At 69.3% G+C, this 18,189-nt stretch carries 12 protein-coding genes; 4 read left to right on the top strand and 8 right to left on the bottom strand.

The window, feature by feature from the left end; genetic code table 11:
* Positions 1-29: 29 nt before the first annotated feature.
* From ABDK56_RS07365 to ABDK56_RS07335, 7 genes are all read right to left on the bottom strand, one after another.
* Positions 30-872, bottom strand: coding sequence for a glycoside hydrolase family 16 protein (locus tag ABDK56_RS07365; RefSeq protein WP_349807558.1), 843 nt, complete (start codon positions 870-872; stop codon positions 30-32).
* Entirely contained in the window at positions 866-2,089 is a 1,224-nt protein-coding gene (locus ABDK56_RS07360) for an MFS transporter (protein WP_349807557.1), read from the bottom strand. Before ABDK56_RS07360 ends, ABDK56_RS07365 begins: the two co-directional genes overlap by 7 nt.
* Entirely contained in the window at positions 2,086-3,489 is a 1,404-nt protein-coding gene (locus tag ABDK56_RS07355; RefSeq protein ID WP_349807556.1) for a glycoside hydrolase family 30 protein, read from the bottom strand. The genes ABDK56_RS07360 and ABDK56_RS07355 overlap by 4 nt, the downstream gene beginning before the upstream one ends.
* On the bottom strand, positions 3,486-4,979 hold the full coding sequence (locus ABDK56_RS07350; RefSeq protein WP_349807555.1) for a tryptophan halogenase family protein: 1,494 nt from the start codon (positions 4,977-4,979) through the stop codon (positions 3,486-3,488). Before ABDK56_RS07350 ends, ABDK56_RS07355 begins: the two co-directional genes overlap by 4 nt.
* Before the next feature lie 10 nt (positions 4,980-4,989).
* Positions 4,990-6,933, bottom strand: a complete 1,944-nt coding sequence (locus ABDK56_RS07345; RefSeq protein ID WP_349807554.1) for a glycoside hydrolase family 3 protein — start codon at positions 6,931-6,933, stop codon at positions 4,990-4,992.
* A gap of 7 nt (positions 6,934-6,940) precedes the next feature.
* Complete coding sequence (locus tag ABDK56_RS07340; protein ID WP_349807553.1) at positions 6,941-9,739, bottom strand: TonB-dependent receptor; 2,799 nt, start codon at positions 9,737-9,739, stop codon at positions 6,941-6,943.
* Between the two features lie 142 nt (positions 9,740-9,881).
* Positions 9,882-10,928, bottom strand: coding sequence for a LacI family DNA-binding transcriptional regulator (locus ABDK56_RS07335; RefSeq protein ID WP_349807552.1), 1,047 nt, complete (start codon positions 10,926-10,928; stop codon positions 9,882-9,884).
* Positions 10,929-10,991: 63 nt separating this feature from the next.
* On the opposite strand from ABDK56_RS07335, the gene ABDK56_RS07330 reads away from it, so the two are divergent.
* The 4 genes from ABDK56_RS07330 to ABDK56_RS07315 all read left to right on the top strand — a co-directional run bounded on the left by ABDK56_RS07330 (position 10,992) and on the right by ABDK56_RS07315 (position 17,564).
* A complete protein-coding gene (locus ABDK56_RS07330; RefSeq protein WP_349807551.1) occupies positions 10,992-11,678 on the top strand; it encodes an SGNH/GDSL hydrolase family protein in 687 nt (228 codons plus the stop codon).
* Positions 11,679-11,793: 115 nt separating this feature from the next.
* The gene (locus ABDK56_RS07325) at positions 11,794-12,984 is read left to right on the top strand and encodes an efflux RND transporter periplasmic adaptor subunit (RefSeq protein WP_349807549.1); all 1,191 of its coding nucleotides are present in this window, start codon (positions 11,794-11,796) and stop codon (positions 12,982-12,984) included.
* 3 nt (positions 12,985-12,987) lie between these two features.
* Positions 12,988-16,191 carry an efflux RND transporter permease subunit gene (locus tag ABDK56_RS07320; protein ID WP_349807548.1) on the top strand — a complete coding sequence of 1,068 codons (3,204 nt, stop codon included), beginning with the start codon at positions 12,988-12,990 and terminating at the stop codon, positions 16,189-16,191.
* Entirely contained in the window at positions 16,188-17,564 is a 1,377-nt protein-coding gene (locus tag ABDK56_RS07315) for an efflux transporter outer membrane subunit (protein ID WP_349807546.1), read from the top strand. The genes ABDK56_RS07320 and ABDK56_RS07315 overlap by 4 nt, the downstream gene beginning before the upstream one ends.
* Here the strand turns inward: ABDK56_RS07315 and ABDK56_RS07310 are convergent.
* On the bottom strand, positions 17,561-18,121 hold the full coding sequence (locus ABDK56_RS07310; protein ID WP_349807545.1) for a TetR/AcrR family transcriptional regulator: 561 nt from the start codon (positions 18,119-18,121) through the stop codon (positions 17,561-17,563). The genes ABDK56_RS07315 and ABDK56_RS07310 overlap by 4 nt on opposite strands.
* Between the last annotated feature and the right edge of the window lie 68 nt (positions 18,122-18,189).

The following is an 18,189-nucleotide window of genomic DNA, read 5'->3' as shown; positions in this document are numbered from 1 at the left end:
CGCCACCATGGCCCCTCCCCGCGTCGCGCTCAACGGCTGCTGGACGGCGCCTTCCACACGCGCACGTAATCGACCTCCATCCGCTGCGGCAGCGCGGCGTCGTCCATCCCCTTGGCCGCCGCCCAGTCGCCGCCCATCGCGAGGTTGAGGATCATGTCGAACGGGACGTCGAACGGCCACGCCCCCTTCCCTTCGGCGGGCTTGTCGTTGGCGACCTGCAGGATTCCCTTGCCGTCGACCCCGATCAGGATCCGGTCGGGGCGCCAGTCGAGCTGGTAGGTGTGGAAGGCGGTGCAGCTGGTCGGTACCGCGAGCTGTGCGCTGCGCTGGGTCTTGCGGGTGTGGTTGTAGAGCCCGGTGTGGAGGGTCGAATAGATGAGGTTCGGCTCGGCCCCGACCTGTTCCATGATGTCGATCTCGCCATCGTCGGGCCATTTGACCATTTGTTGCGGGAGCATCCAGATCGCCGGCCAGGTGCCGCGCGCGCAGGGCAGCTTTGCGCGAACCTCGTAATAGCCGTAGGTCCAGGCGGCGCGCGAAACGAGCTTGCCCGAGGTATAATGCTGCCCGCCCCAGTCGGGGTAGCGGCGCGGGTCGAGGTCTTCCTTGCGCGCGGTGATGGTGAGCAGCCCGTTCGCGACCTTCACATTCTGCGGCCGGTCGGCGGCATAATATTGCTTCTCGTTGTTGAACCAGCCGGTCTTGTTGTGGGACGTGTCGTAACGCCACTTTCGCTTGTCGAGCGACGCGCCGGAGAATTCGTCGTGCCACACCAGCTTCGCCCCGCGCGGGCGATCGACCGGCCCACGATAGACCGCGTTGGTCACCGTGAACGAGGATTGGGCGACGATCAGCAGGGCGAGGCTCAGCATGGGCTTTCCTTTCGGCGGTTGGCGGCGAGGGCGAAGGCGACGATGACCAGATAGGCGGCGAGCGGGACCGCGAACGACGCGCCGAGCCCGAGCCGGTCGGCGATCCGGCCGACGGTCCACGGCAGCAGCGCGCCGCCGAAGATGGCGAGGCAGAGCAGCCCCGAAGTCGCGCTCTGCGCGACGCCCGAGCGTTCGAGCGTCAGGCTGAAGATGGTCGGGAACATGATCGAGTTGGCGAGCCCGATCGCGAGCGCGGCATAGCCCGCGACCGGCCCGTCGGCGACGAGCACGACGAGGCTGAGCGCCGCCGCCGCGACTCCGCAGCCGGCGAGCAGCGGGGCGGCGGCGAGCCGGGTGAGCAGCGCGGTGCCGACGATCCGCCCGACCAGCGCGCCGCCCCAGTAGAGGTTGGCGGCAAGCGCGCCGGCGGCGGCGGCGGACACGCCGAGGATCGACGGCTGCCCGAGAAAATTGATGAGGATGCTGCCGATCGACACCTCGGCCCCGACGTAGAGCCCGATCGCCACCGCCCCGGCGATCGCCCAGCGCGAGCGGAGCGCGTCGAACATGCCCGCGGGGACCGGCTGGACCGGCGCGGTGGCGGCGATCCGTCGGCGAAGGAGCGCGAACAGCAGCAGCAGCGCACCGAGCATCGCCGCCATCGTCCAGAAGGCGCTGGCGACCGCGCCGAGCAGCGCGGCGCGGGAAGCGGCGCCGGCTACGTCCGGCGAGCCGCCGAGCATCAGCCGTGAGCCGAAGTGAACCCCGAGCACCACCCCGAGCGAATTGAGCGCCTGCGCGAGGTTGAGGCGGAAGTGGCGGCCCTTGGCGTCGCCGAGTTCGGCGGCGAGCGGGTTGGCGGCGACCTGGAGCGCGGTGAACCCCGCGGCGATCACGAACAGGGCGGCGAGGATCGGCCCGTATCCGCCCGCGCCGGTGCCGAGCGCGACCGCCGCGCAGCCCGCCGCCATCACCGCGAGCGAGCCGATGATCGCGTCGGCGGGGCCGATCCGCGCGCTGAGCCATGCCGCGGGGAGCGAGAGCAGCCCGTAGGCGAGGAAGAAGACGATCTGGGTCAGCAGCGCCTGGCTGTAACTGAGCGTGAAGGCGGTCTTGAGCGCGACCAGCAGCGGGTCGTTGTTGGCGGTGACGAACCCCCAAGCGAAGAACAGCGCGGCGACCGTCCAGAAGGCGAGGCGCTGTCCGGCGCGGCTCATCCGGGCCAGCGCAGCGTCGCGACCGCGCCGGGCGGAAGGTCGAACTGGTAGCGCCGGCCGTCGACCGCGAAGCTGACCGCGCCGCTACCCTTGGTGCGGTGGACGATCGCGACGCGGCTGCCGTCGCGGTTGACGAAGGCGGTCGCCTCGACGTCGCCGCCGCGCCGGTCGGCGGCGATGTGGACCGCACCGGGAAGGACGAAGCGGCTGGCGTGGCCGAGGACATAATATTCGACGTTGCGAGTGACTGCTCCGCTTGCCGGGTCGATGGTGACGACCCCGCGGCAGTCGCCGCAGCCGCCCTTGTGCGGCCCGTGCGCCGGATCGAGCGCGAGGTTCCACAGCAGGCTGCCGCGCGACCAGTTGTTGGTCGCGCCGATCACCAGCTTGTCGGTCATCCAGCCGAGGACTTCGCCGAACTTCGGCGACCAGTTGCCGCCCGAGCATTCGGTGAACCAGCTTTCCTTGTCGGGCCAGGCGTCGTGGACCTTCGACTGGGCATCGACGTCACCCGCGTAGCAGTGCCACGCGACCCCGGCGATGGTGCGGCGCGCGGCCGGGTCGGCGAGCGTGCCGAGCGGGAGCTGCGGCTTGTCCCAGTTGTGGTCGTAGTCGAGGATTTTCGTCCTGATTCCGGCCTTCGCGAAGGCCGGGCCGACGAAGCCGCCGACGATCGCCGCGCGCTCGGCCGGGTCGACCCGCATCCCCGGATAGTCGGCGGGTTCGAAGTCGGGCTCGTTCTGGATGGTGAGCATCGACACCGGCACGCCCTCGCGCCCGAATGCCTCGACGGTGCGCGCCAGATAGGCGGCGAAGGGGGCGTAGGCGGCGGGGTCGAGGTGGCCCTTGATGAGGCTGCGGCTGGTCTTCATCCACGCCGGCGCGCTCCACGGGCTGATCATGACCAGCAGCCGCGGATTAATCGCCAGCGCCTCGCGGGTGCGCGGGAGCATATATTGGCGGGCGTGGTCGATGGTGAATTTCGACAGCGTCGGGTCGGGCGTGTCGCTGTCGTCGAAGCTGTAGTGGGTGCGCGAAAAGTCCGACGCGCCGACCGTCAGCCGCATGAACGAGAGGCCGAGCCCGCCGTTGGCGCGCCCGAACAGCTCGGCCATCAGCGCGCGGCGCTTCGCCTCGGGAAGGCGGCTGAGCAGCTCGGCCGAGGCGTCGGTCATCGCCGCGCCGAAGCCGTGCACCGGCTGGAACCGGCGCGCGGGATCGAGCCGGATGTCCTCGTCGCCGATTGCCGGCCCGAGCGGGCGGAGCGCGGGTTGCGGGGCGAGCTTCGCGGTTTCGTCGGCGGTGGTCAGCCACGCCTGCCCAGCGGGCGGGCTGGGCGCGCCGAGCGTCGCGCAGGCGGCGAGCAGGGGCGCGAGGAGGAGCGGTGCGAAGCGTTTCATGCGGCGGTTGCCCCTGCGACATAGCGGCGGAGGTAGTCGTCGTGGCCGGGCATCACCGACACGCAGCGGTCGATCGTCGTGGCGATGTTGCCGAGGAACTGGTCGATCTCGCCATTGGACTTGATCGCGACCAGCGGGTCGGGCGCGGCGGGGATGACGTGCTGGCCGATAAGGACCTGGATCCAGCTTTCCTCGGCGAACAGCTCGTCGTCCTCGCGGAAGATGCGGGCGTTGGCGCGCCACAGGTCGATCTTGCGCTCGAGCGTGGCGGGCAGTTCCATCGTCCGGCAATATTCCCAGAACGGGCCGTCGCGGTCGTTCGCCCAATAGTGGAGGATGATGAAGTCGCGCACCCGCGCCCATTCGAAGTCGGTCTGGCGGTTGTACTCGGCGATCGTCGCGGGGTCGGCGGGGCCATCTGGGAACAGCCGAACGAGGCGGATCGCGGCCGACTGGACGAGGTGGATGCTGGTCGATTCGAGCGGCTCGAGAAAGCCCGCGGAAAGGCCGAGCGCGACGCAGTTGCGGGTCCACGCGCCGACCCGCTTGCCGGTGGTGAATCGCAGCCGGTTGGGCTCGGCGAGCGGTTCGCCGTCGAGGTTGGCGAGCAGCACCGCTTCGGCCGCGGCGTCGTCGACGTAGCGGCTGCAATAGACATGGCCGTTGCCGGTACGGTGCTGGAGCGGGATGCGCCACTGCCACCCAGCCTCGCGCGCGGTCGAGCGGGTGTAGGGGGCGAGCGGCTCGGTTCGCGCGCACGGGACCGCGATCGCGCGGTCGCATGGCAGCCAGTGGCTCCAGTCCTCGTAAGCCGCGCCGAGTGCTTCGCCGATCAGCAGCGCGCGGAAGCCCGAGCAGTCGATGAAGAAGTCGGCGTCGAGCGCGCGCCCGTCGTCGAGCGTCACCCCGGCGATGTCGCCGTCGGCGGTCAGCCGGACCTCGCCGATCCTGCCTTCGTGCCGGACGACGCCATGGTCCTCGGCGAAACCGCGCAGGTAGCGCGCGTAGAGTGCGGCGTCGAAGTGGAAGGCGTGCGCGATCTGGCCGATCGGCGAGCCCGCCATGTCGGCGCGCGGGTGCATGAACCTGTTCGCCTTGGCGGCGGCGGTGTTGATCGAGAAGCGGTCGAACGCGGGGGCGTTGCCGCGCCCCCGCGCGCGGAGCCAGTAATGGTGGCAGCGCAGCCATTCCCAGTCCTGCCCGATGACCCCGAAGCCGTGGACGTAGGACTCGCCCGGTTTCCACCAGTCGGCGAACTCGATGCCGAGCTTGAAGGTCGCCTGGGTGCGCGCCATGAACTCGGGCTCGTCGAGCTCGAGCAGCTCGTTGAACTTCTTGATCGCCGGGATCGTCGCCTCGCCGACCCCGACCGTGCCGATCGCCTCGCTTTCGACCAGCGCGACGTCGTACAGGCCCTGGAACAGCTTGCCGAACAGCGCCGCGGCCATCCAGCCCGCAGTGCCGCCGCCGACGATCAGGATCCTGCGCATCGCCGGCAGCCTAACGGCTGTCGGCGGGGCATTCCACGGGGATCGGGGCGACCGGCAGCTGGCCGAGGCTGGTGCGCGAGGCGAGCGACAGGCCGTAACCGCGGCGGAACTGGACCCCGCCCGATTGCGGCAGGCACGGACCCGCCGGCCAGTCGAACGACAGCCGCCCGGTGAAGTCGAAGCGCGAGCGGCCCCCGCGCGGGGCGAGCAGCAGGTCGGTCAGCCCCTCGCCCTCGGTGCCGGGAAGGAAGGCGGCGACGAACGCGTCCGAGCGATTGATGAGGTCGTTGACCGGCACCGGGCGGCCCGAGAACAGCAGCGTCACCACCGGCACGCCCTTGCCGCTGACCCGTTCGAGCGCGGCGAGGTCCTGCGGGTAGCGCGCGGTGTGCGCGAACGGCGCGGGGAAGACCACGTCGCCCTTCATCTCGGCATAGGGATTTTCGGCGGCGACGTTGACGATCGCCGAATAGCGGCGCGGATCGACCCCGGTGCCGTCGACGCTGTAATCGACCGCCTGCGCGCCGAGCTGCTGGCGGAGCGCGGCGAGCAGCGTGTGCGCGTTGGGATAGTCGCGGTTGTCGGTCTGGTCCCCCTGCCAGGTCAGCGACCAGCCGCCGGTCTGGAGCGGAAGGCTGTCGGCGCCGCGCCCGACGACGAGGATCCGCCCGCCGGGCCGCAGCGGGAGCACGCCGCGATCGTTTTTCAGGAGGACGACCGACTTGCGCACCGCCTCGCGCGCGAGCGCCTCGACCGCGGGCGAGTTCATCACCTCGGCCCCCGGCCCCGGCTTCTCGTCGAACAGCCCGGCGCGCAGCTTGACCGCGATGATCCGCCGCGCGGCATCGTCGATCCGGCTCATCGGGATCGCGCCCGACTTCACGTCGGCGATGGTCGACTCGATGAACTTCTTCCACTCGTCGGACACCATCATCAGGTCGATCCCGGCGTTGATCGCCGCGGGGCAGTGCCAGTCGGTGCAGCCGGGGACCTGCCCGATCGCGTTCCAGTCGCTGACCACCAGCCCGTCGAAGCCCATCTTGTCGCGCAGCAGCCCGGTGACGAGCGCGCGGTTGGCGCTCATCTTGCCCCACGCCTTGCCGGTGGCGGTGTCGGTGAAGCTCGAATAGCTGATCATCGCCGTCTGGACGTTCGAGCGGATCGCGCCGCGATAGCCCGCCCCGTGGGTCGCGACGAGGTTGGCCATGCTGGTCCGCGTCTCGCCCTGGTCGATGCCGTGCCAGGTGCCGCCGTCGCCGAGGAAATGCTTGGCGGTGGCGAGCACGCTGGTCGACGAGCCGAGCGTTCCCTGGAGCCCGTCGACCATCGCCTGCGCATAGGCCTCGACCTCGCGCGGGTCGGACGAATAGCTTTCGTAGGTGCGGCCCCAGCGCGGGTTCTGGACGACCGCGAGCGTCGGCGCGAACGCCCACTGGATGCCGGTCGCGCGGACCTGCGCGGCGGTGGCGCGGCCGATGCGGCGGACCAGCGCCGGGTCGTGCGCGGCGCCGAGCCCGATGTTCTGCGGGAAGAGCGTCGCGCCGAAGATATTGTTATGCCCGTGGACCGCGTCGGTGCCCCACACGACGGGGACGCGCACCTTCATGTCGGTCGACAGCGAGGCCTGGCGATACTGGCTGGCAAGCGCGCGCCAGTCGGCGACGGTGCTATGCTTGTTCTTGTTCGGCCAGCCGCCGCCGCCGTTGAGGATCGATCCGATATAGTAGCGGCGCACCTCGTCGGGGGTGATGGCAAGGATGCTCGGCTGGGTCATCTGCCCAACCTTCTGTTCGAGCGTCATGCCCGCGACGATCGCGCGGGCCCGGGCATCGACCGACATGGCGGGGGCGCGCGTCGCCGCGCGCGGCTTGCTCCCCGCCGGCGACGCCAGCGCAATCGCCGACACGAGTAGCCCGAGGGCCGCGATCCGCCGCCCGTACCGATGCGCCATCATTCTCTCCCTAGAAACGCTTGCTGAACCCGAGCAACCACTGACGCCCGTATTTTTCATAGTTTTCGAGCGTCCTGATACCGTTCACATCGTAAGCGGTCCGGTACGGAGAATCGAGCACATTGTTGAGCTGGAGCTGGATCCCGAGCCCGTGCAGCGGGCCGTTGTCGGCGAAGGTATAGCCGACCTGCGCGTCGAGCTGCTTGTCGGCGAGGATGCTGGGGAAGCCGAGGTTGGCGAACAGCGACGGCGCCTCGCCCTCGAACGCCGAGCGGTAGCGATAGCTGGCGCGCGCCTGGAAGCCGTATTTCTCGTAATAGGCGGTGATGTTGTAGACCGTCTTCGAGAAACCGGGGAGGCGCGGCAGTTGCGCGGCGACCTCGGGCTTCACCTTCGAATCGCTGAGCGAGATGCTGCCGAGCAGGCCGAAGCCGTCGAGCGCGGGGAGGAAGCGGTTGAGCTCGAGCGCGCCGCTGATTTCGACCCCGAGCACCCGCCCGCCCTTGCCGTTGGCGTTGGTGGTGAGCTGGCCGATCGGGCTGTAGACCACGCCCGCGGGCAGCGCCGGGGCGGTCGGCGGGATGGTGAAGTTCGAGAAGTCGGCCTCGATCGCCTGCTGGTAGATGTAATTGTCGAGGTGCATGTAGAAGGCGTTGACGCTGAAATAGGTCGCCTTGCCGCTGTACCATTCGTAGGCGACGTCGAGCTCCTTGGCGCGCCACGGGCGAAGGTTGGGGTTGCCGCCGCTAGCCGACCAGGGGTGGACCACCTGCCCGGGCGTGCAGACGTTGCCGCTCGAGCAGACGCTGCCGTTGTAGCCGGGGACGAGGTTGGCGCGCATGTCATCCATCCGCGGGCGCGCCATCACCTGCGCCGCGGCGAAGCGCAGCTTGCTCTTGTCGTCGAGGTCGTACGACAGGTTCAGGCTGGGCAGCACGTCGTGATAATGGGCGGTAATCGTCTGCGGGGTGACCACCAGCCCGTTGCCGCCGGTCCCGTCGATGCGAAGCCCCGACGAGGACTGGCGTTCGTCGACATACTGGACGCCGACGTTGCCGTGGAGATTGCCCGAATCGATGTTCGCCTTGACCTTGAAGGTGAGCAGCCCTTCCTTGATCTGCCACGACTTGTCGTAGTGGTTGGCGTCCTGCAGCTGGACGATGTCGTAGTAGCGGCCGCTGTTGAGCAGCTGGTCGACGTTGACGCCGAGCACGCTCATGTCGCCGGCGAAGCTGAGCGAGGTCGGGTCGGTCAGATATTGCGAGTCGATCAGCTGCTGCTGGCGACCGTTCTTGAGGAACAGGTCGAGCTCGTCGACGGTCTTGTGCTTGTTGCGGTGGGTGTAGTCGAAGCCGCCCTCGATCGAGCTGAAGAAGCCGCCCTGCAGGTCCTGCCGGATCAGCGCCTCGCCCGAGACGACCGTCTCCTTGATCCGCGGCGCCTTGTAATGGCCGTCCGAGCCGTAGCCGCCCCACGCCGAGCGGTCGCCGAGCGACACCTGGTTGGCGTCGGCATAGTCGAGCCCGAAGTTGCTGACCTGGAGGAAGCCGTCCTGCGGGATGGTGCGGTCATAGCTGTCGAACACGCGGGTGATCGCCGGGCCGACGCCGTAGCCGCCGAAAATCTCGACGTCGTGGTCGACCCGCTTGTTCGACGAGTAAGACAGGTCGGTGAGCAGGTGGGTGTGCTCGGCGACCCGAAAATCGTTGTTGAGGCCCGCCGAGAACAAATGGTCGGTGCGGTCGGCCTCGTCCCAGCGGATCACCGGGGCGACGTTGGTGACATGGTCGGCGACGTCGAAGATCACCCCGCCGCGGTTCTTGGTCTGGACGTCGCTGTAGGTGACACCGTCGGTCCACGCCGACGAGAACCATTCGGCGCCGCGCGTGGTGGTGCGCTGCTTGAAGCGCGAATAATAAAGGTCGAGCACGCTGTGGACGCGGTCGCTCGGGCGGAATTCGAGCGTGCCCATCACCCCGTCGCGAATGTCGCGCGAGTTGGACGAGCGGATTTCCTGCCCCGACAGCGTCTGCACCCCGTTGCCGTAGTCGCCGTAGAACCAGTCCTTGGTGTGGTTGACGTGGCTCGGCGCGTCGAGGTGCGCGTAGCCGAGCGACCAGCCGATCGTGCCGTCATGGTTCTTGCCGATGATGCTGGCGCTTCCCCGCCAGCCATATTTGGACATGCCGTTGCGCCCGCCGCCGCTGTCGAGCTGGCCGCGCAGGTTCACCGCCACCACCGGCTTGCCGTAGGACAGCGGGCGGACGGTGCGCAGGTCGACCGTGCCGGCGAGCCCCATCCCCGAAATCGCCGCGTCGGGCGACTTGTAAACCACCACCGACGACAGCAGCTCGGACGGATATTGGTCGAACTCGACCGCGCGGTTGTAGCCCGAGCTCGCCTGCGGGCGGCCGTTGAGGAGGACGGTGCTGAAGTCGGGGCCGAAGCCGCGGACCGAGACGATGTTGGCGCGCCCGTTGGTGCGCTGCGCGGCGAGGCCGGGAAGGCGGGCGATCGATTCGGCGATCGACTGGTCGGGGAGCTTGCCGATGTCCTCGGCGCTGACCGCCTCGACGATGCTGCTCTCGCGGCGCTTGATGGCGATCGAGTTGCGGATGCTGGCGCGCACGCCGGTGACGACGATCGCCTGACCTTCGCTTTCTGCCGGGGCGGGAGTCGCGGCGGTGGCCGGCGCGGGCGCGGCGTCCTGCGCGAGCGCGGGCGCGGCGGCGAACAGCGCCAGCAGCGACGTGCCGCAGCCTCCGGCGAGCAAGGACGCACGGCGGCGGCGAATCGAACGATCGGTCATGGCTGTCTCCCCTCCAACGGCGCGCTCTTGAACGGCGCGCTCGGTCATGCTTCGCGGTGCCCGGTATGCCGGGTCGATGGAAGCGCTTCCATTGGTGCGCTTCCGTCCTTTTCCTGTCAACCGGCGTCGCGCGGATTTGGGGTCACCGTTGCGGTTGGGTAACAGCCCCGGTCGACTCGCGGACGACCAGCCGGTGCGCGACGCGTTCGAACCCGGCCTCGTCGGCGCGCCCGGCGCGGATGTCGGCGAGCCGCTGGACCGCGCGCTCGGTGTATTGCTTGATCGGCTGGCGAACCGTGGTCAGCGGCGGCCAGATGACTTCCGACAACGGCGTGTCGTCGAACCCCGACACCGACATGTCGCGCGGGATGTCGAGCCCCGCCCGGTGCAGCGCGAGCATCGCCCCCGCCGCCATGTCGTCGTTGGCACAGGCCAGCGCCGTGATCGGGACCTGCTGCTCGACCAGCCGCTCGGCCGCATTGATCCCCGAGCGGAAACTGAAATCGCCGACCGCGGTCCATGGCGGATCGGCGACTCCCCCGGCGGCGAGCGCGTCGAGCAGCCCGTCGAAGCGCAGCGCCGCCGCGCGATGGTCGGGCGGACCCTTGATGAACCCGATCCGCCGGTGGCCGAGCGCGAGCAGGTGCTCGCCGACCGCGCGCCCGGCCGCGCGCTCGTCGATGCCGATCGCCGGGACCAGTTCTGCGGCCTCGGGGCCGGCCGAGATGGCGAACAGCGGCGTCGCGGTCTCGGCCGCCAGCGCGAGCACCGCCGGTTGGTCGGCGAGCGGCGGGCACAGGATGATCCCCGCCGGGCGCTGCCGTTCGACCAGCCGCCGCAATTGCCCCGCGGGATCGTCGCCGTCGGGGTCGATCGAGGCGGTGACGAGGTCGAGCCCGGCCCCGGCGCAGCCGCGCATCGCGCCGAGCTCCAGCGCCGAGTGATAGTAACTGTTCGGTTCGCGATCGGGGTTGTGCGCGTGGACCAGCAGGATCGGCTGGGCGCCGCCGCTGGCGAGCGCGCGAGCCTGGTGGTTGACCGAATAGCCGAGCGACTCGACCGCCCTCATAACCCGCTCGCGAGTCTCGGCGCGGACGCTCGCGGCGTTGTTGAGGACGCGCGACACGGTGACGCGCGCGACCCCCGCCGCCGCCGCCACATCGTCGATCGTCGCGCTTCCCCGGTTCACGGTCCCTCCTTGGCAAGCCCCGGCGGACAGGGCAACGAGGATGCGACGAACGAGGAGAAGCCCATGACGACATTCTTCCGCGCGGCGCTGATCGCGGCGCTGCTGGTCCCCGCGAGCGCGCAGGCGCAGGCGGCGCCGGACTGGGGCAACCTCGCCAAATATCGCGACTCCGATCGTGCGCTGGCCGCCACGGCCGATCCGCGCCGGATCGTGTTCATGGGCGATTCGATCACCGAGGGGTGGGACCACGACAAGAGAGGCTTCTTCGCCGACCCGCATCACGTCAATCGCGGGATCAGCGGCCAGACCACCCCGCAGATGCTGGTCCGCTTTCGCCAGGACGTGATCGCGCTGAAGCCGCGCGCGGTGGTGATCCTGGCCGGAACCAACGACATCGCCGGCAATACCGGCCCGGCGAGCAACGAGGAGATCGAGGGCAACATCGCCTCGATGGCCGAACTGGCGCGGGCCAACGGGATCCGGGTGGTGCTGGCGACGCTGGTGCCCGCCGCGCGCTACCCGTGGGCGCCCGCCGCCGACCCGGCGACGCGGATCAGCCAGGTCAACGACTGGATCCGCGCCTACGCCCGGCGGCGGGGAATCGCGACGGTCGATTTCTACCGCGCGCTGGCGACCCCCGAACGCGGGCTCCCCGCCGACCTTGCCAGCGACGGGGTCCACCCGAACGCGAAGGGCTATGCGATCATGGAAAGGACGATCGCCACGGTGCTGGCGCGCGTCGCTCGCTGAGGCGGTTCGGGCCGATCGGTTCGGAAGCGGTTCCATCGACGCGGAACGACCGTTCGTCGATCCGGCGACACGGCCGATTGACCGGTCCCGTTTCGCTACCTAGGCCGATGCTGCTTTGCAAAAAAGGCTGACCCTCGCCCTCGTTTCCGCGCTCGCGCTCGCCGCGTGCTCGAAGGATTCGTCGAAGGACCAGAAGCGCCCGACCCCGACGGTCGGCTATGTCGTCGTGCAGCCGTCGTCGGTCGCGCGGCCAACCGAGCTCGGCGGGCGGATCGTCGCCTTCCAGAGCTCCGAGGTTCGACCGCAGGTCAACGGCCTGATCCGCGCGCGGCGCTTCGTCGAGGGCGGGTTCGTCCGCAAGGGACAGCCGTTGTTCCAGATCGACCCGAGCCTCTACCAGGCCTCGACCGCTCAGGCCGCCGCCAACCTGGCGAGCGCGCGCGCCTCGGCCGAGGCGGCGCAGGTCAAGGCCAACCGTTATCGCCCGCTCGCGGCGATGGAGGCGATTTCCAAGCAGGACTATACCGACGCCGCCGCCGCCGCGCGGCAGGCGCGCGCGTCGGTCGCGCAGAACGCCGCGGCGCTGCGGACCGCGCAGATCAACCTCCGCTTCACCACCATCCCCGCCCCGATCAACGGGCGGATCGGGCGGTCGCTGTTCACCGTCGGCGCGCTGGTCACCGCCAACCAGACCGACCCGCTGGCGGTGATCACCAGCGTCGACCCGGTCTATGTCGACATGCAGGAATCGGCCGCCGACCTGACCGCGCTGAAGAAATCGCTGATGGTCGGCGGGGTCGCGCCGGGCAGCACGCAGGTCCACCTGAAGATGGACGACGGGTCGATCTACGGCTTTGCCGGCACCGTCCAGTTCAGCGAGATGGTGGTCAACCAGGCGACCGGGACGGTGACGCTGCGCGCGCGCTTCCCCAATCCGCAGGGGCTGCTACTTCCGGGCAGCTTCGTCACCGCGACGTTCGACCAGGCGGTCGACACCGGGGTCTATCTGGTGCCGCAGCAGGCGGTGCTTCGCGACATGGGCGGCGCGGCCTATGTCATGGTCGTCGGCGCCGACGGCAAGGCAATGCGGCGCAACGTCAACGCGACCCGCACCTACCAGCAGTCGTGGGTGATCGACGGCGGTCTGAAGCCGGGCGACAAGGTGATCACGCAGGGGCTCAACAATCTGAAGCCGAACACGCCGGTCAAGGCGGTCCCGGCCAGCGCCCCGCAAAAGGTCGCGCCGCCTTCGCCCGAGCAGATGAAGGCGGCCAAGAAGAGCGGCGCGCGCGGCAGCGGCGGCTAGCCCTTGTCGAAGCTGTTCATCAACCGACCGATCTTCGCCTGGGTGCTGGCGGTCGTGGTCATGCTGGTCGGGGTGTTCGCGCTCCGCTCGCTGCCGGTCGAGCAATATCCCGACGTCGCCCCGCCGCAGGTCAACATCCGCGCCACCTATCCCGGCGCGTCGGCCGAGACGATCCAGAACAGCGTCACCCAGATCATCGAGCAGCAGCTGACCGGGATCGACAACCTGCTCTATTTCTCCTCGACCTCGAGCTCGCGCGGGTCGGTCAGCATCTCGGCGGTGTTCGCCAAGGGGACCAACCCCGACACCGCGCAGGTGCAGGTCCAGAACCAGGTCCAGCAGGCGCTTCCGCGCCTTCCCACCCAGGTCCAGCAGCAGGGCGTGGTGGTGACCAAGTCGAACCCCGACTTCCTGCTGATCACCGCGGTCTACGACGAGACCAACCAGCGCACCAACATGGACGTGTCGGACTATCTGGCGTCGAACATCCAGGACCCGCTGTCGCGGGTCGAGGGCGTCGGCGACGTCAACGTGTTCGGCGCGCCGCACGCGATGCGAATCTGGCTGAACCCGTCGCGGCTGGCGGCCTTTTCGCTGATGCCGAGCGACGTGATCAACGCGATCCAGGCGCAGAATACCGAGGTCGCGGCGGGCGAGGTCGGCGGCTTGCCGCAGCCGCAGGGCCAGATGCTCGACGCGACGGTGACCGCGCAGTCGAAGCTGCAGACGGTCGACCAGTTCAAGGCGGTGGTGCTCAAGACCGATTCGTCGGGCGCGTCGGTGACACTGGGCGACGTCGCCCGGGTCGAGCTCGGCGCCGACAATTATTCGAGCATCACCCACGTCAACGGCCATCCCGGCGCGGGCATCGCCATTTCGCTCGCGCCAGGGGCCGACGCGCTGCGCACCGCCGAGCTGGTCAAGGCGAAGGTGGACGAGCTGTCCAAGTCGTTCCCCGACGGGCTGAAATATGCCTACGCCTTCGACACCACCAACTTCATCAAGCTGTCGGTCAGCGAGGTCGAAAAGACGCTGATCGAAGCGATCGTCCTCGTCATCATCGTCATCTTCGTCTTCCTGCAGAGCTGGCGCGCGGTGCTGGTGCCGGCGATCGCCATTCCGGTCGTGCTGCTCGGCACCTTCGGCATTTTCGAGCTGTTCGGCTTTACCATCAACACGCTGACCCTGTTCGGCATGACGCTGGCAGTCGGGCTACTGGTCGACGACGCGATCGTGGTGGTCGAGAACGTGTCGCGCCTGATGGAAGAAAATCCGGGGATGAGCGCGCACGACGCGACCATCGAATCGATGAAGGAAATTCAGGTCGCGCTGGTCGCGATCGCGCTCAGCCTGTCGGCGGTGTTCCTGCCGATGGCCTTTTTCGGCGGATCGACCGGGGTCATCTATCGCCAGTTCTCGCTGACCATCATTGCGGCGATGGTGCTGTCGGTGCTGGTCGCGCTGATCCTCAGCCCGGCGCTGACCTCGACCCTGCTCAAGCCGCCCAGCAAGGACGGCGAGGCCGAGGGCGGCTGGTTCGACCGCCGCTTTCCCGGGGCCGCGCGGCGAATCCACGGCTTCCAGCAGAAGTTCAATCGCGGCTTCGACCGGATGAGCAACGGCTACCGCGATTCGATCGTCAAGGTAATCGATCGCAAGTGGCTGTTCCTGCTGATCTACCTCGGCACGGTCGCGCTGCTCGCGCTGCTGTTCCTGCGGCTTCCGACCGGCTTCCTGCCGACCGAGGACCAGGGCGCGGTGCAGATCCAGTTTCGCCTGCCGGCGGGCGCGACCCAGCAGCGGACGCTCGAGGTCCAGTCGGCGATCGAGAAATATTTCAGCGAGCATGAGGGCAAGAACGTCGCGACGCTGTTCACCGTGTCGGGCGGCGGCGGCGGCGGCGCGAGCGGGCAGAACACCGGCCAGGGATTCGTCGCGCTGAGCGACTGGGCCGACCGCAAGGGGAGCGAGAACAGCGCCGATTCGATCGTCCAGCGCGCCACCGGGGCGTTTCGCGGGCTGCGCGACGCGCAGGTGTTCGCGCTGGTCCCCGGCGCGATCCGCGGGCTCGGCCAGTCGAACGGCTTCACCATGGAGCTCCAGAACAGCTCGGGGATGAGCCGCGAGGCCTTTTCGGCCGAGCGCGACAAGCTGCTGGGGATGGCGATGGCCAACCCGAAGCTGACCGGGGTGCGGCTGACCGACCTGCCCGACGTCCCGACGCTCAAGGTCTCGGTCGACGAGCAGAAGCTGACCGCCTTAGGGCTCAACCAGAACGACGTGAACAGCACGCTGTCGACCGCGTGGGGCGGGCGCTACGTCAACGACTTCGTCGACAACGGCCGGGTCAAGCGCGTCTACGTCCAGGGCGACGCGCCCTACCGGTCGGACCCGCAGAGCCTTGGCCAATGGTATGTCCGCGGGTCGAGCGGCGACATGACCCCGTTCGACAGCTTCGCGCGTGAAAGCTGGCAGACCGCGCCGAGCAGCCTGTCGCGGTTCGAGGGGCTGCCCACCTTCGAATTTTCCGGCCAGCCCGCGCCGGGGGTCAGCTCGGGCCAGGCGATGGACGAGATGATGACGATGGCCGCCCAGCTTCCCGGGACGACCGTCGCCTGGGCCGGCCAGTCCTACCAGGAGCGGCTGTCGTCGGGACAGGCGCCGCTGCTCTACACCATCTCGCTGGTGGTCGTGTTCCTGTGCCTCGCTGCGCTGTACGAGAGCTGGTCGATCCCGCTCGCGGTGATGCTGGTCATCCCGCTCGGCCTGGTCGGGGCGGTGATCGCGGTGACGCTGCGCGGACTGCAGAACGACGTCTATCTCCAGATCGGGTTGCTGACGACGATGGGGCTGGCGGCGAAGAATGCGATCCTGATGATCGAATTCGCCGAGCAGGAAGAGAAGAAGGGCAAGCGCGTCATCGACGCCGCGCTCGAGGCGGCGCGGATCCGGCTTCGCCCGATCCTGATGACCAGCTTCTCGTTCATTTTCGGCGTTCTGCCGCTGGCGATCGCGAGCGGCGCGGGCGCGAACAGCCGGATCGCGATCGGCACCGCGGTGATCGGCGGGATGCTGACCGCGACGATCCTCGCGGTATTCTACATCCCGCTGTTCTTCGTGCTGGTCCGGCGCGGCGCGCGCGACGGGATCAAGGCGATCAAGGAGCGGATGGCGCGGCGCCGCCCGGCGAGCGAGGCGCAGGCATGAAGCGGATTGTCGGCCTCGTCGCGGCGCTGAGCGTGACCGCCTGCTCGATGGAACCGCCGGTGCCGAACCGGGCGCTGCCGGTGCCGCCGTCGTGGCCCGCGGGCGATGCCTATCTCGCCGCGGCCGAGGCGCCGCTGCCGTCGGTCACCTATCGCGACCTGTTCAGGGATCCGCGGCTGCAGGCCCTAATTTCGCAGGCGATGGTCAACAACCGCGACCTGCTGGTCGCAGCCGCCAATATCGATGCGGCGCGCGCGCAGGTGCGGATCACCCGCGCCAACCAGCTTCCGACGGTGGATGCCACCGGCAAGGCCTCGATCAGCGGCGACGGCAAGGGCACCACGACCCAGTCCTATGCGCTCGACGCGAGCGTGCCCGCGTTCGAGCTCGACCTGTTCGGACGACTTCGCTCGCTCACCAAGGCCGACCGGCAGCGGCTGCTGGCGACCGAGGCGGGGGCGCGCGCGACCAAGCTGTCGCTGGTCGCCAACATCGCCGACGCGTGGGTCCAATATGCCGCCGATTCGAGCGACCTCGCGATCGCCGAAGCGACCGCGGCGGCGGCGGCGAAGAGCATCACGCTGACCCGCGAGCGGCTGGAGGGCGGGATCGCGCCGCGCACCGACCTCGACCAGGCGACCCAGATCCTCGAGACCGCGCGCGGCGACCTCGCGGTGGCGCGCGCGGCGCGGGCGCAGGACATCAACGCGCTTCAGCTGCTGGTCGGTGCGCCGGTCGCGACGAACTTGCTCCCCGCCTCGATCGACCAGGTGTTCGCCAGCTTCGCCGCGCTCCCCGCCGGGCTCGATTCGCGAGTGCTGCTGCGCCGTCCCGACGTGATCCAGGCCGAATATGAGATGCGCGCCGCCAACGCGCAGATCGGCGCGGCGCGCGCGGCGCTGTTCCCGACCATTTCGCTGACCGGGCTGCTCGGCTTTGCCAGCGACGCGCTCGGCTCGCTGTTCAGCGCGGGCGCGTTCGCTTGGTCGGCGGGCGCGAACGCGAGCTATACCATCTTCCAAAGCGGCGCGGGTCACGCGCGGGTCGCCCAGTCGAAGGCCGAGCGCGATGCCGCGCTGTTCACGTACGAGAAGGCGATCCAGACCGCGTTCCGCGAGGTCGCCGACGCGCTCGCCAGCCGCGGGGTGATGGCCGAGCGGCTGCGCTCGGCTGCCGCCAACCGCGCCGCCGCCGCCGACACTGCGCGGCTGACCGACGCGCGCTACCGCGGCGGGATCGACCCGTTCCTCACCGTGCTCGACGCCAGCCGCACCTATTACGGCACCCAGCGAAGCGAAGTCGCGGTGCGCCTCGCCGCGCTCCAGAACCTGATCGACCTCTACCGCACGATCGGGGCGGATCGCTCGCTCTAGGCGGGAACGCGGCTGCCGCCGGTGACGAGCTGGCCGACCAGCTCGGCGAGCGCGCGCGAGCTCATCGACGCGATCGGCGGGACCCGGCAGATCTCGCGCGCGAAGGCGATCCCGAGCAGCATCGCGCCAAAGCAGACCGCCTGGTCTGGGGGCAGCCCGAACACCCGCGCCTGGTGCTTGCGCACCCGCTGTTCGAAGAAGTCGCGCATCATGTCGGCGGCGTCCTCGTTCGACGCGGCCGAGCGAATGACGCTGATGAAGGTACGGTCGCGGTGCCAGCTTTCGAGCAGGTTTTCGGCCGCCGCGACGAGGTCGACAGGGCTGCCCGGCTGGGCGTCGGGCATGCGCTCGAGCTCGACCTCGACCGCCTGGAAGAAGAGCCCGCGCTTGCTTCCGAAATAGCGCATCACCAGCGCCGGGTCGCACCCCGCCTCGGCCGCGACCAGCCGGATCGTCGTCCGGTCGAACCCGCGCTCGGCGAACGACTTGCGCGCCGCGACCAGGATCGCCGCCTGCGTATCCGCCGCGCCGCGTCGCTTCGCGCGATCGCATTTCACGCTGTCACACTGCATGGCGCGAGAATATCAACAAGCGTTGACAAAATCAAATCGGCGGCTAGTTCAAC

Source organism: Sphingomonas sp. ASV193, assembly GCF_040203355.1.
GTDB lineage: Bacteria > Pseudomonadota > Alphaproteobacteria > Sphingomonadales > Sphingomonadaceae > Sphingomicrobium.
Note: the sequence above shows the minus strand (reverse complement) of the source record. Positions and strands in the feature narration are given on the sequence as shown.